At 44.7% G+C, this 13,234-nt stretch carries 14 protein-coding genes; 12 read left to right on the plus strand and 2 right to left on the minus strand.

The window, feature by feature from the left end; translation table 11 throughout:
* The first annotated feature begins 12 nt into the window (after positions 1-12).
* The 10 genes from fabG (at position 13) to F0228_RS10625 (ending at position 9,326) form a co-directional block, all read left to right on the plus strand.
* Entirely contained in the window at positions 13-747 is a 735-nt protein-coding gene (gene fabG / locus F0228_RS10580) for a 3-oxoacyl-ACP reductase FabG (protein ID WP_004737380.1), read from the plus strand.
* A gap of 166 nt (positions 748-913) precedes the next feature.
* On the plus strand, positions 914-1,147 hold the full coding sequence (gene acpP, locus F0228_RS10585; RefSeq protein WP_004737381.1) for an acyl carrier protein: 234 nt from the start codon (positions 914-916) through the stop codon (positions 1,145-1,147).
* A gap of 93 nt (positions 1,148-1,240) precedes the next feature.
* The gene (fabF, locus tag F0228_RS10590; protein WP_004737382.1) at positions 1,241-2,485 is read left to right on the plus strand and encodes a beta-ketoacyl-ACP synthase II; all 1,245 of its coding nucleotides are present in this window, start codon (positions 1,241-1,243) and stop codon (positions 2,483-2,485) included.
* A 102-nt stretch (positions 2,486-2,587) separates the two neighbouring features.
* Positions 2,588-3,430: an aminodeoxychorismate lyase gene (pabC, locus tag F0228_RS10595; RefSeq protein WP_116871818.1), complete on the plus strand. Its 843-nt coding sequence runs from the start codon at positions 2,588-2,590 to the stop codon at positions 3,428-3,430.
* Entirely contained in the window at positions 3,427-4,443 is a 1,017-nt protein-coding gene (gene mltG, locus F0228_RS10600) for an endolytic transglycosylase MltG (protein ID WP_171762225.1), read from the plus strand. Before pabC ends, mltG begins: the two co-directional genes overlap by 4 nt.
* Before the next feature lie 10 nt (positions 4,444-4,453).
* Positions 4,454-5,086, plus strand: a complete 633-nt coding sequence (tmk, locus tag F0228_RS10605) for a dTMP kinase (protein ID WP_061033773.1) — start codon at positions 4,454-4,456, stop codon at positions 5,084-5,086.
* Positions 5,087-5,092: 6 nt separating this feature from the next.
* Complete coding sequence (locus tag F0228_RS10610; protein WP_061033772.1) at positions 5,093-6,058, plus strand: DNA polymerase III subunit delta'; 966 nt, start codon at positions 5,093-5,095, stop codon at positions 6,056-6,058.
* On the plus strand, positions 6,049-6,816 hold the full coding sequence (locus F0228_RS10615) for a YchF/TatD family DNA exonuclease (RefSeq protein ID WP_061033771.1): 768 nt from the start codon (positions 6,049-6,051) through the stop codon (positions 6,814-6,816). Before F0228_RS10610 ends, F0228_RS10615 begins: the two co-directional genes overlap by 10 nt.
* A 444-nt stretch (positions 6,817-7,260) precedes the next feature.
* Positions 7,261-8,691 carry a PTS glucose transporter subunit IIBC gene (ptsG, locus tag F0228_RS10620; protein WP_008223640.1) on the plus strand — a complete coding sequence of 477 codons (1,431 nt, stop codon included), beginning with the start codon at positions 7,261-7,263 and terminating at the stop codon, positions 8,689-8,691.
* A gap of 230 nt (positions 8,692-8,921) precedes the next feature.
* Positions 8,922-9,326 (plus strand): hypothetical protein, encoded by a 405-nt coding sequence (locus F0228_RS10625; RefSeq protein WP_008223638.1) that lies wholly within the window; start codon positions 8,922-8,924, stop codon positions 9,324-9,326.
* Between the two features lie 78 nt (positions 9,327-9,404).
* Here F0228_RS10625 and F0228_RS10630 read toward each other — a convergent pair whose 3' ends face one another.
* Positions 9,405-9,998 carry a porin family protein gene (locus tag F0228_RS10630; RefSeq protein ID WP_171762226.1) on the minus strand — a complete coding sequence of 198 codons (594 nt, stop codon included), beginning with the start codon at positions 9,996-9,998 and terminating at the stop codon, positions 9,405-9,407.
* Between the two features lie 145 nt (positions 9,999-10,143).
* Here F0228_RS10630 and F0228_RS10635 point away from each other — a divergent pair, with 145 nt between their 5' ends.
* Positions 10,144-10,233, plus strand: coding sequence for a YnhF family membrane protein (locus F0228_RS10635; RefSeq protein ID WP_105057857.1), 90 nt, complete (start codon positions 10,144-10,146; stop codon positions 10,231-10,233).
* A 41-nt stretch (positions 10,234-10,274) separates the two neighbouring features.
* A complete protein-coding gene (locus F0228_RS10640; RefSeq protein ID WP_171762227.1) occupies positions 10,275-11,489 on the plus strand; it encodes a DUF6363 domain-containing protein in 1,215 nt (404 codons plus the stop codon).
* Positions 11,490-11,622: 133 nt separating this feature from the next.
* Here F0228_RS10640 and pyk read toward each other — a convergent pair whose 3' ends face one another.
* Entirely contained in the window at positions 11,623-13,068 is a 1,446-nt protein-coding gene (pyk, locus tag F0228_RS10645) for a pyruvate kinase (protein ID WP_116871823.1), read from the minus strand.
* Positions 13,069-13,234 lie beyond the last annotated feature (166 nt).

Genomic DNA, 13,234 nt, shown 5'->3' on the forward strand with positions numbered 1-13,234 from the left:
AGAGAAGTTATGATGAATTTAGAAGGCAAAGTTGCACTAGTTACAGGCGCAAGCCGTGGTATCGGTCGTGCAATCGCTGAACTTTTAGTTGAGCGTGGTGCTAAAGTTATCGGTACTGCTACATCTGAAGGCGGCGCTGCTGCAATCAGTGAGTACCTTGGTGAGAACGGTAAAGGTCTTGCTCTTAACGTAACTGATGTTGACTCAATTGCTGCTACACTGAAAACCATCAACGATGAATTCGGTGCGATTGACATTCTAGTTAACAACGCAGGTATCACTCGTGACAACCTACTAATGCGTATGAAAGACGACGAATGGAATGACATCATCGACACTAACCTAACACCTATCTTCCGCATGTCTAAAGCTGTATTGCGTGGCATGATGAAGAAGCGTGAAGGCCGTATCGTTAACGTTGGTTCTGTAGTGGGTACTATGGGTAACGCTGGTCAAGCAAACTACGCAGCAGCTAAAGCTGGCGTAATTGGCTTTACTAAATCAATGGCTCGTGAAGTTGCGTCTCGTGGCGTTACAGTGAACACTGTTGCTCCTGGTTTCATCGAAACTGACATGACTAAAGCGCTAAATGATGACCAACGTGCAGCAACTTTGGCGAATGTACCAGCAGGTCGACTAGGTGACCCTCGCGAAATCGCTGAAGCTGTGGTATTTTTGGCGTCGCCTGCGGCAGCTTATATCACAGGTGAAACACTTCACGTCAATGGCGGTATGTACATGGTTTAAATTATGTGCAACATTTGTGCATGATTTAAGTCAAGATCATACGTAATTTCGGTTAAAATCGTGAAAATTGTGGTTTGACCAGAAAAGTTGACCTTGCAACTTTCAATAGATTGAATAAACTACGGAAAACATCGCATAAAGCGAACTCTGTAAAGGAAAAGAAAAAATGAGCAACCTCGAAGAACGCGTAAAGAAAATCATTGTTGAACAGCTAGGTGTAGACGAAGCTGAAGTTAAAAACGAAGCTTCTTTCGTTGATGACCTAGGTGCAGATTCTCTAGACACAGTTGAGCTAGTAATGGCTCTAGAAGAAGAATTCGACACTGAAATCCCAGATGAAGAAGCTGAGAAAATTACTACTGTTCAAGCAGCTATCGATTACGTAACTAGCGCTCAGTAATAATCTCTCCCAGGCGGTCACCTCGACCGCCTGTGTTTTCTCTAACTCATCTATCCTCATCTTAAATCACCTCAATCTCCGGAGTGTAAAATCGTGTCCAAGCGTCGTGTAGTTGTCACTGGCATGGGTATGTTGTCACCGGTAGGCAACACTGTAGAATCTTCTTGGAAAGCCCTGCTAGCTGGTCAAAGTGGTATCGTGAATATCGAGCACTTTGATGCAACCAATTTCTCAACTCGTTTTGCAGGTCTAGTTAAAGACTTTAACTGCGAAGAGTACATGTCTAAAAAAGATGCTCGTAAAATGGATCTATTCATCCAATACGGCGTCGCAGCAGGTGTTCAGGCACTTGATGATTCTGGTCTAACTGTTACTGATGAGAACGCACCACGTATTGGTGTGGCTATCGGTTCTGGTATCGGTGGTCTTGGTTTGATCGAAGCAGGTCACCAAGCGCTTACTGAAAAAGGCCCTCGTAAAATTAGCCCATTCTTTGTTCCGTCAACGATCGTGAACATGATTGCTGGTCACATGTCTATCATGCGTGGTCTACGCGGTCCTAACATCGCTATTTCTACTGCATGTACAACTGGCCTACATAACATTGGTCACGCGGCACGTATGATTGCATACGGCGATGCTGACGCAATGCTAGCGGGTGGTGCTGAAAAAGCATCTACACCACTAGGTATGGGTGGTTTTGGTGCAGCTAAAGCACTATCTACTCGCAACGACGAACCTCAAAAAGCTTCTCGTCCATGGGACAAAGGCCGTGACGGCTTCGTTCTTGGTGACGGTGCTGGCATGATGGTTCTAGAAGAGTACGAACACGCTAAAGCTCGTGGCGCTAAGATTTACTGTGAGCTAGTTGGCTTCGGTATGTCGGGTGATGCTTACCACATGACATCTCCAAGTGAAGATGGTTCTGGTGGCGCACTAGCAATGGAAGCGGCTATGCGTGATGCTGGCATTACTGGTGAACAAATCGGTTATGTTAACGCACACGGTACATCGACTCCTGCAGGCGACGTAGCAGAAGTTAAGGGCATCAAACGTGCTCTTGGCGAAGCTGGCAGCAAGCAAGTATTGGTTTCTTCAACGAAATCAATGACAGGTCACCTTCTAGGTGCCGCTGGTTCTGCTGAAGCTATCATCACGGCTATGTCTCTGGTTGACCAAATTGTTCCACCAACAATCAACCTAGATGATCCTGAAGAAGGCTTAGACATTGACTTAGTACCTCACACTGCTCGTAAAGTTAGCAACATGGAATATGCTGCATGTAACTCTTTCGGTTTCGGTGGTACAAACGGCTGTTTGATCTTCAAAAAGATTTAATCATCTTATAAAAGACCTAAACGTCGTAGATAGTCATAATTAGACTTGTTTTTAAACGGCTTGATGCTTAGCATTGAGCCGTTTCTTTTTATGGGGAAAAACATGTTTTGGGTTGACGGACAAAGCCAGCAAACTATCGACATCTTAGATCGTTCGTTTCAATACGGAGACGGCTGTTTTACGACAATGCTTGTCCAAAATGGTCAGATCCAGCATTTTCAGGACCATCAACAGCGTGTCGATGAATGTCTAAAAGCGTTACGTATTTCTGCATTAGATTGGAATGTGGTTAACGTTTGGCTCAATAGCGCAATTCAACACATCCAAAACTGCCACCTCGAAAGTGCAAATAAGTTCAATAGTAGAAAAGCCGGAATAAAGCTGCATGTTAGCCGCGGTGCTGGCGGCAGAGGCTACAGCACTAAGAACATTGCTAAGCCAACCATTACCATTAGTACGTTTGATTACCCAAGCCATTATGAGGCATGGCAAGATACCGGAGTTGAACTCGGGATTTGTCGCCAAGCTTTAGGGCTGAGCCCATTGCTTGCTGGTCACAAGCATAACAATCGTCTTGAGCAGGTACTGATGAAAGACGAGATGGATCAAGCTGGTGAAGTTGACGGTTTGGTTCTTGATATCTCTGGCAATGTGATTGAAACCACCATGGCCAATCTGTTTTGGCGCCAAGGTGAGGTGATTTGTACGCCTCAGCTAACCCAAAGTGGTGTAGCGGGAGTTATGCGTAAGCAAGTGTTAACTGCGCTGAACCAAACTGAACTTTCCGTTACTATTGGTGACTATTGCTTACCTCAACTCATGCAAGCTGATGAGGTTTTCATCACCAACTCCATTTTAGGGGTTGCCCCTGTTACCCGTATTAGTGAAACCCAATTCGACATTGGAACCGTTACTCGTAGCCTTCAAGGACAACTAAACTCGTGATCAAAAAGTTATTTATTTTTATTATCTTGTGCCTCATTGCAGCGGGCGCTGCCGGGTTCTATGTGTATAACCAAGCACAAGATAACCTGAAACAAGTTATTCAATTAGAAAAGCCGCAGGTAGTTACCGTTGCTTCAGGCAGCAGCTTTAACCGCGTGCTGGCTCAGTTAATCAATGAGGGCCTATTTGAGGCATCTCCTTATGAGAAATTAATCCGTAAGCTTCACCCTGAGCTTGTTGACGTAAAAGCGGGTACTTTCCTGCTAGAGCCGGGGTTAACGCTTGAGCAAGCGCTGCAAGTGCTTGTAGAGGGTAAAGAGCACCAGTTTACCATCACCTTTGTTGAAGGCAGTCGTTTCTACGAATGGCTCGTGCAGCTAAAAGACAATGAATTCATTCAACAGACGTTAGATGGTGTGTCTGAAAAAGAGATCGCTGAAAAGCTTGGCATTGAAAATGAGAAGCTAGAAGGTTTGTTCTTAGCGGAAACCTACCACTACACCTACGGCACAACCGATTTAGATTTGTTGAAGCGTGCCCATCGAGACCTAATGAACGTGGTGAACGATGAATGGGAAAACAGAGCGGATAAACTGCCTCTTAAGTCACCTTATGAAGCTCTGATTCTGGCTTCTATTATTGAGAAAGAGACGGCCGTAGCTTCAGAGCGTGAACGTGTGTCGTCTGTATTCGTTAACCGCTTAAACAAGCGTATGCGTCTACAAACGGATCCGACGGTGATTTACGGAATGGGCGATAGCTATGATGGCAACATCCGTAAGAAAGATTTAAGAACCCCAACGCCATACAACACATACACTATGAGTGGCCTGCCGCCAACGCCGATTGCCATGGCAGGTCGAGCGTCAATTAATGCGGCTCTGAATCCAGAAAAGAGCAATTACCTCTATTTTGTCGCGAGTGGCACAGGTGGGCACGTATTTTCAAAGAGTTTGGCTGAGCACAACCGTGCAGTACGAGCTTACTTAAAACAATTAAGAAAAAACAAATAAAGAACGAATTATGAATCAGTCGAAATTTATCGTGGTTGAAGGCCTTGAAGGTGCGGGTAAAAGTACAGCTATCAATGCCATTGTTGAGACATTGAAAGCTTCTGGTGTTGAAGAGCTAGTAAACACTCGTGAACCAGGCGGTACTGTTCTGGCAGAAAAGATGCGTTCACTGGTCAAAGAAGAGCACGAAGGCGAACAGCTTCAAGACATGACTGAGTTACTGCTGATGTACGCTGCACGTGTTCAATTAGTCGAAAACGTGATTAAGCCTGCTTTAGATAGCGGTAAATGGGTATTGGGTGATCGTCATGATATGTCTTCTCAAGCGTATCAAGGTGGTGGTCGCCAGATCGCGCGTACGACAATGGAATCATTGAAAGCAACCACACTAGGCGATTTTAAGCCGGATCTAACTCTATACTTGGACTTAGACCCTAGAGTAGGGCTTGAGCGTGCACGTGGCCGTGGTGAGCTCGATAGAATTGAAAAGATGGATATCTCTTTCTTCGATCGCACGCGTGAACGTTACCTTGAGATCGCTGCGCAAGATGAGTCGGTTCTTGTGATCAATGCAGAGCAAGAGATAGAACAAGTAGCCGCGGATATTAAGCAAGCGCTTAGTACGTGGCTAGACCAACAGTAGGTAGTCATGGCGGAAGTGTATTCTTGGCTCACACCAGTTTGGAGTGAGTGGAAAAAAAGCCTCGATGCTGAGCGTTTTCCTAATTCGGTGATTGTTAATGCGCCGGAAGGGTTGGGCGTTGACGCTCTCATTAGCCAACTTACCGATGCATTAATGTGCACAAACTATGAAAGTGAGGCGTGTGGTTTTTGCCATAGCTGTGAGTTAATGAAGTCGGGCAGTCATCCCGATTTTCATGTCATCTCGCCAGAGAAAGAAGGCAAATCGATCACGGTTGATCAAGTTCGTGCTAGTAATCGCTGGGCTCAAGAGTCATCCCAGTTGGGCGGTTTACGCGTTATCTTGCTTGAGCCTGCTGAAGCGATGAACGAGTCGGCTTCTAATGCTCTTTTGAAAACTCTCGAAGAGCCATCAAGCCAGTGTATTTTCATTTTATCGACTCGTAACAGTAATCGATTAATGCCAACCATCATCAGTCGCTGTCAGCAGTTCAATGTGGTGAGCCCACAATTGGAAGCGGGCTCAGCATGGCTAGATGGAGAAGTGGGTAAGGCCGTTCCTGCGTATATTTTGGCACTTAACGACAATGCTCCGTTGAAAGCGAAAGCGATGTTTGAAGAGGGCGGTATTGACGCTTCCGAGAAAGTGTTCGACGGTTTCGTTAATATCATCAAAGGCACTCAACCTGACATGCTAAAGTTCTCGACAGAGCTTAGCAAAGACCCTTTGATTCAATTGGGTTGGTTATGGCACTTATTGTCTGACGTACAGAAGCTGCATTTTGGCTTAGCGAATACGGCTATCACTCCCAGCGCTAATGCGCTGCGTGAGGTGATGTCTTATCAAAGCGCCTATACTGCAGCACATAAACTGTTGATATTGACTGAGCAGTTGAAGCAACACCCTGGGCTCAATACGGAGCTACTCATAATGAATTGGCTGATAGCCACTTGCGAGGAAACATGTTCGTAGATTCCCACTGTCATTTAGATAAGCTGGATTACCAAGATTTACACACCAGTGTAGAAGATGTCGTGAACAAAGCAAAAGCAGCGAATGTTGACCAACTACTTTCTGTAGGTGTGACACTAGATTCGTTTGAAAACATGCTCGAAATGATTGCACCGTTTGATAACGTTAACGCGTCTTGTGGCGTTCACCCTCTTGATGTTGAGAGTGACTTTAGTTTAGAAAGAATGCGTGAATACGCGAGCAATTCTAAAGTCGTTGCCATCGGTGAAACTGGCCTTGATTACCATTACCAGCCTGAAACGGCTGAACTGCAGCAACTGCGATTTAAACAGCATGTTGAACTAGCGGTTGAACTGAACAAGCCTTTGATCATACATACCCGTAATGCGCGTGAAGATACACTTGCTATTCTTCGTGATGGTGGTGCAGAGAAGTGTGGTGGTGTAATCCACTGCTTTACCGAAGATCAGGCATTTGCTGAAGCGGCCATGGAGCTGGGCTTTTATATCTCAATTTCAGGTATTGTGACCTTTAAGCAGGCAACAGAGCTTAAAGAGGTCGTTAAGAGTCTGCCGTTAGATAGGCTACTGATTGAAACGGATTCTCCATACTTAGCACCGATCCCATATCGTGGAAAGCAGAATCAACCTGCATATGTTGTGGAAGTGGCGGCCTACATCGCGCAATTAAAAGGTGTATCGATGAAAGAGGTTGCTGAACAAACGACCAAAAATTACCAAAAACTTTTTTTGCGATAAAAAACTAACTAAACAAATAAAAGGGAGCGAAAGCTCCCTTTTTGTGTTTTTGATCACCAAAAATACGTTTTTTTTTAATGTTTACGAATTATGTTGAACTTGAGAGCGTGAATTATAACATTTGTAATTTTGTTACTAAAAATAACATTCCCTCTTATTTTATTTACCCAGTAAAATAATAATGACTTGTAAAAATGCTCTTAAATTTCAATCGTTTATTTTATTGTAAACCATTGCATTTCTAGATTTGACATGTGATCCAAGACGTGTTTTGAAACTAAATTTCGTAAGTCACTAGAAAGTTAGTTCTGCATCAATATATATTTAGCGGCAGAAAATATAATGCAATACATGGTTACATTTTCACTGGGTGCTAACATATAGGCTACGGGGGTGTGCCGTTAGAACCCATATAATTATTTTATCTTTATCAGGAGCATAAACATGTTTAAGAACCTTTTTGCTAGCCTGCAAAAAGTTGGTAAGTCTCTGATGCTTCCAGTATCAGTTTTACCAGTTGCGGGTATTTTGCTAGGTGTCGGTGCAGCAGATCTTCCTTTCATTCCAGAAATTGTTTCAAACCTTATGGAGCAAGCTGGTGGTTCAGTATTCGGTCAAATGGCACTACTGTTCGCAGTAGGTGTTGCACTTGGCTTTACTAACAACGATGGCGTGGCTGGTCTAGCTGCAATCGTTGGTTACGGCATCATGACTGCTACACTAGGCGTAATGGCTGGTGTAATGGGCGTTGATAAAATCGATACTGGTGTACTAGGTGGTATCCTAGTCGGTGGTGTTGCTGCTTGGGCATTCAACCGTTTCTTCCGTATTCAACTTCCTGAGTACCTTGGCTTCTTCGCTGGTAAGCGTGCTGTGCCAATCATCACAGGTTTTTCTGCGATCGGTCTAGCAATTCTACTATCTGTAGTATGGCCTCCAGTTGGTGGCGCTATCTCTGCGTTCTCTGATTGGGCTGCTCACCAAAACCCACAAGTGGCGTTTGGTATCTACGGTATCGTTGAGCGTTCTCTAATTCCATTTGGTCTTCACCACGTATGGAACGTACCTTTCTTCTTCGAAGCTGGTACTTGTGTAAACGCTGCTGGCGAAACTCAAAACGGTGTTCTTACTTGTTACCTAGTTGCTGATGACGCATCTCGTGCAGCGGGCAATGGCTTCGGTCAGCTAGCTGGTGGTTACATGTTCAAGATGTTCGGTCTACCTGCTGCTGCAATCGCAATTGCACACTCAGCTAAGCCTGAAAACCGCGCTAAAGTAATGGGTATCATGGCTTCTGCTGCGTTAACTTCATTCCTAACGGGTATCACTGAACCAATTGAATTCTCATTCCTATTCGTTGCTCCTGTTCTGTACGCAATCCACGCTCTACTAGCTGGCTCTGCTTACGTTCTTGCGAACACTCTAGGTTTTGTACACGGTACATCTTTCTCACACGGTCTAATCGACTTCCTAGTTCTATCTGGCAACGCGTCTAAGATGGGTCTAATGGTTGTATGTGGTATTGCTTACGCTGCAATCTACTACATTGTATTCCGCACTGTGATTAAAGCTCTAGACCTTAAAACTCCTGGTCGTGAAGACGAGTCAGAAGAAGAAGCAGTTGCGACTGGTTCTGAACTTGCTGGTGAGCTAGTTGCTGCATTCGGCGGTAAAGCTAACATCACTGGTCTTGACGCTTGTATCACTCGTCTACGTGTTGCAGTTGCTGATACAGCGGTTGTTGACCAAGACAAGCTGAAGAAACTAGGTGCTGCAGGTGTTGTAGTAGTAGCGGGTGGCGTACAAGCTATCTTCGGTACTAAATCTGACAACCTGAAAACAGACATGGATGAGTGGATCCGTAACAACGGTTAATTCACTGATTCAATAAATTGAAAGGAGGCCGAAAGGCCTCCTTTTTTGTTTTCTACTGTTTAGCTATGTTTCATCAAACTTATTCTTTTGTCTCTCAGTTATTTACCATTCATTTAAAATTACTCTCCTATGGATATCACCTTTGATGGCCTGCTATCTTTAACCTTATGATGACAAATGGTGTCGGTATTTAATTAACCTACCGTTTTTTGAAACAGTTTGAGAATGCTATGAAACATCGTTACTTGATTGGCCTTATGTGCGGCAGCCTTGCCTCGTTAGCTCACGCTTCTGAAGCTCCTGCGTTAGAAGTTGGTCTAGCCGTTGACCAAGATCTGAGTGCCGTTGTTGAGTTTGACCAGAAATACCGTGTCACTATTGGTAATGACGGCGCTGCATTTGATTACATCTGGAAGCGAGGTCAGTTCGAGACTGAAGCTCCGTTGAGCTGGTACGTCGGCGCGGGTGCTTGGGCTGAATGGAATGACGACTTTGGTTTACGCTTACCGCTAGGCGTTAAAGTGAACTTCTACGAAGGTTGGAATGCTTACGCACAGGTTCACCCTGAACTTGATATGTACAAAGGTGTTGAGTTGCAACTAGGCGGTGCTCTGGGTGTGACCTATAAGTTCTAAAGTTGAACTGAAAAATACGATACAGCGAAAAGCCAGCAAATTAGCTGGCTTTTTCATTTCTGTAGTATGCATTGTCATCTAGAAAGTAAAACTTAATCCAACATTGGCTTGGAATTGGTTCATCCAGTCTGTATCAAAGCGAATAATGCAGTCTTGGCCATTGCTTGGAATGTTGCATACGCCGGTTGTGTCGTTATCTACGACGGTACCTAACCAACGAACTTGGGTATTGAGCGCTAAGCGGTCACTAAACTTATATTCTAAACCGCCAAAAATCGACGTCGAGAAACCGTATTTATCTTTCGCCCAGTTCACATCAACATAAGAGGCGCCCAGTCCTAAGCCTAGGTACCCTGACAGAACCGAAGATGCAGGGTAGTAAATACTACTTTGAAAGTGCAGGTATTGGATTGAAGAGCTTAGGTTAAGCGTTTCCAGCTCTGAGCTTTGATTCGAGTAAAAGAAGCCAATACGTCCTTTCTCAAGCGGCGTTTCAATGGCAAAGGTGTAATTTTCAGATCCTTTCATGTCATAGTTTTTACCATCTTGATCTTCAACACTCCCTCCGGCGGTATAACCAACCATTGGAGTAATAATGATCTCCGGTGAGGCATAAACACTCGAAACCGAGAAAAGTGCAACCAACGTCATCATATTTGCTATGTTATTCATGAGTATATCCTTATCCATACACTTACTAATTGTGATGGTTACATCAATATCGTGCGACTAATTTCGACGATTCTTGAAGATACTTCACACACCTGATAGTACTTAAATAGTGACTCAACAAATTAATAATAAGCCAGAGGTGTCTATGGAACATAATCTGAAAAATGCCCTACAAATTACAGCGTTCATCTACGTAATCATTCTTTCATTTGGCTTTATTGCGATCGGTAGTTAATACCATTTATTGCGAGGCTGAGTTTTGATACTCAGGAAATAATGAATAGTGGGTTCGTAACCAATATTGATACCGCAATAGACTTAGATTATTACGCTAAGTTTATTGCTGGTAAAACAGCACTGGTCGCTCAGGGGGGCGGACAGAGAAGTATTTTTACCTCAGGCGTTCTCGACGCTTTTCTCCTCTCTAATTTTGACCCCTTCGATGAATTTTTCGGTACCTCGGCAGGTGCGCTTAACTTATGTGCCTATTTGTGCCGTGATAAAGGCTTAGGGCGCTCTTTTGTCCTTGACCTGACCACCTCTCCAGAGTTCTTCAATCTGTTCTCTTACATACGGCACAGGAAGAATTTAGGGCTTGAGTGGGCCTTAGAGCAAATCATGGCTTATCCCTACAAGCTCGACCTTGATTTAGGTCGACAAACCTTAGGTGAGCGGCACTTCTATGCGGCGGTAACGGGTTCTAAAGATTTACGAGATCACTACTTCCCTCTGTTGGGAGACGATTGGTATAAGGTGATGATAGCAACTTGTGCCATTCCTCGTTTGTACAATGATGAGATCTTGATTGGTGATAGTGCTTATGTGGATGGCGGCGTGTCTGCCTCTATTCCCGTTCAAGAGGCGTGGCGTAGGCAGGCTCGTTCAATTGTTGTGATTCGTACAGAACCTGTAACGGATGAAGAGGGGAGACCGCTAGTTCAAGCTCCGCAGCAGCAACAGAAAATTCAAGCACCTAAACCGGTAACTGCCGAGGAGCTGGAGTGGTTCCGAGAATCGTTCGATAGTGTTCAAGGCCATTGGCAACAAAAAGTGGATCAATGGAAGACGGACTGGACCTCTTTCTTCCAGCAGCAGATCCTACGCTCTAAAGAACAGAAGCGTGACCGTGGGCATTTAGATTTACTTAATGGCGGTCGATGGTTGTTTGGTGCTGATGATATTTATCGATTAAGCCATTTAATTGGTGATAAGTTTGATTCTGGGTTGGCTGACATGTTGATGGTGCACTACCAAACTTACTCGTTGACTCAAGACTTTTTGAATTCTCCTCCGGATGATGCCTTTGTGGTGCAGATCGCGCCAAGTAGACCGTTAAAATCGAGCTCTTTAATGAGTGACAAAGAAGATTTGCTCCATGATTACGAATTGGGTTTAGAAGCCGGCTATCGATTCGTTGAAACTTATACCACAACAGAAAACGCTCGCAGTTCCCATATGCCGCAATTGGCAAGTATTGTTATTGATAAATAATACGGGCGGAATGCTATAGCTAGCTTTGTTGAGATAACATACTGAAATGAAAAAAGGGTTATTGAACTTAGTTCGATAACCCTTTTACTTTTATCTCATGTTGTCGCTGTTTTTTTGCTTCATCTGCTTTTAGCTAGGTGACAGGTAGGATTCTCATACAGTTGGTTGAGCCAGCCACGTCCATGATATCGCCTTGGGTAATGATCACGAGATCACCAAACTTGAGGTGTCCTTTCTCTTTTAGGCAAGCAAGTGTCGATAGTGCAATGTCAAAGCTGTCTTTGGCTTCTGTCTCAAAGTAGATAGGGGTTACGCCTCGATACAAGGTACAACGGTTTAGCGTTCCTTCGTTACGAGACAAAGCGTAGATAGGCATGTCAGCACTTAAGCGAGACATCATCAAAGCAGTGCGCCCAGACTCAGTCAGCGTGACTACACCTTTAATGCCTTCCATGTGGTTGGCAGAGTAGATGGTTGCCATTGATACTGTTTCTTCTGCTGTCACGAAAGTGCGGTCAATTCGGTAGTTGGACTGATTGACATTTGCCATCTTCTCGGCGCCCACACACACTTCAGCCATCGATTTTACCGTCTCTACTGGGTATTGCCCGGCAGCGGTTTCACCTGACAGCATTACCGCATCAGTACCATCAAGCACAGCGTTCGCGACATCCATTACTTCAGCACGGGTAGGCATTGGAGCGGAGATCATTGATTCCATCATCTGAGTTGCAGTGATGATAGTGCGATTAAGGGCTCTAGCGCGGCGTATAAGCTGTTTTTGTACACCGACCAACTCTGGGTCTCCAATTTCTACTCCGAGGTCACCACGAGCCACCATGACCACATCTGAAGCCATTATGATGTCATCCATGTTCTCAACGGTCGATACCGTCTCTGCTCGCTCTACTTTGGCGACTAGGTGAGCTTCTAAGCCTGCTTCACGCGCAAGTTGGCGAGCGTAGTGCATGTCTTCGCCGTTACGAGGGAAAGAGACAGCGAGGTAATCGACTTGGATTTGGGCGGCGGTGACGATGTCTCGTTTGTCTTTGTCGGTTAGCGCTTCTGCAGAAAGCCCACCGCCTTTTTTGTTGATGCCCTTGTTGTTGGATAGCGGACCGCCAATGATGACTTCGGTATGAACGCGGCAACCTTCGACCTTGGTGACTTTGAGTTGCACACGTCCATCATCAAGTAACAGAATGTCGCCGGCTGAGACATCATTCGGCAGCTCTTTGTAGTCGAGGCCAACGGCTTCTTGATTGCCTTCGCCTAAACCTAGGCTGCTGTCGAGGGTGAATTCATCACCAACAGCAAGTTGAATTTTTCCATCTCTGAATGTCGACACACGAATCTTGGGACCTTGAAGGTCGCCGAGGATAGCGATTTGTGTCCCCAGTTTTTTTGCGATTGCTCTGACTTTTTCTGCACGTTGTATATGGTCGTCGCTGCTGCCGTGGGAGAAGTTCATACGAACAATATTGGCACCGGCTTTGATGATCTCTTCAAGCACGTTACCTTTATCGGTAGAAGGGCCTAGCGTTGTGACGATTTTCGTTTTTCTTAATTCAGCTGTCATGAATACTCCTAGAGTGAGGCCAGTAATCTTTTTAAAAGACTGAATTAAGTATATGCATTAATTGATAATTTATTGGGAGCTAGGAGGATATTTCTTGATTTGCCTTTAATTATTGAATTCAGGACTCAAACGCGATGTTTTATTCTAAAAATTAAGTCGTAAATTA

The sequence above is a fragment of the Vibrio sp. 99K-1 genome (assembly GCF_013114585.1).
GTDB classification, from domain to species: domain Bacteria; phylum Pseudomonadota; class Gammaproteobacteria; order Enterobacterales; family Vibrionaceae; genus Vibrio; species Vibrio chagasii_B.

Bases quoted from the DNA above. Each gene is read 5' to 3' on its own strand.
- fabG (WP_004737380.1), top strand. From the start codon at position 13: ATGAATTTAGAAGGCAAAGTTGCACTAGTTACAGGCGCAAGCCGTGGT.
- acpP (WP_004737381.1), top strand. From the start codon at position 914: ATGAGCAACCTCGAAGAACGCGTAAAGAAAATCATTGTTGAACAGCTA.
- pabC (WP_116871818.1), top strand. From the start codon at position 2,588: ATGTTTTGGGTTGACGGACAAAGCCAGCAAACTATCGACATCTTAGAT.
- tmk (WP_061033773.1), top strand. From the start codon at position 4,454: ATGAATCAGTCGAAATTTATCGTGGTTGAAGGCCTTGAAGGTGCGGGT.
- F0228_RS10610 (WP_061033772.1), top strand. From the start codon at position 5,093: ATGGCGGAAGTGTATTCTTGGCTCACACCAGTTTGGAGTGAGTGGAAA.
- F0228_RS10615 (WP_061033771.1), top strand. From the start codon at position 6,049: ATGTTCGTAGATTCCCACTGTCATTTAGATAAGCTGGATTACCAAGAT.
- ptsG (WP_008223640.1), top strand. From the start codon at position 7,261: ATGTTTAAGAACCTTTTTGCTAGCCTGCAAAAAGTTGGTAAGTCTCTG.
- F0228_RS10625 (WP_008223638.1), top strand. From the start codon at position 8,922: ATGAAACATCGTTACTTGATTGGCCTTATGTGCGGCAGCCTTGCCTCG.
- F0228_RS10630 (WP_171762226.1), bottom strand. From the start codon at position 9,998: ATGAATAACATAGCAAATATGATGACGTTGGTTGCACTTTTCTCGGTT.
- F0228_RS10635 (WP_105057857.1), top strand. From the start codon at position 10,144: ATGGAACATAATCTGAAAAATGCCCTACAAATTACAGCGTTCATCTAC.
- F0228_RS10640 (WP_171762227.1), top strand. From the start codon at position 10,275: ATGAATAGTGGGTTCGTAACCAATATTGATACCGCAATAGACTTAGAT.
- pyk (WP_116871823.1), bottom strand. From the start codon at position 13,068: ATGACAGCTGAATTAAGAAAAACGAAAATCGTCACAACGCTAGGCCCT.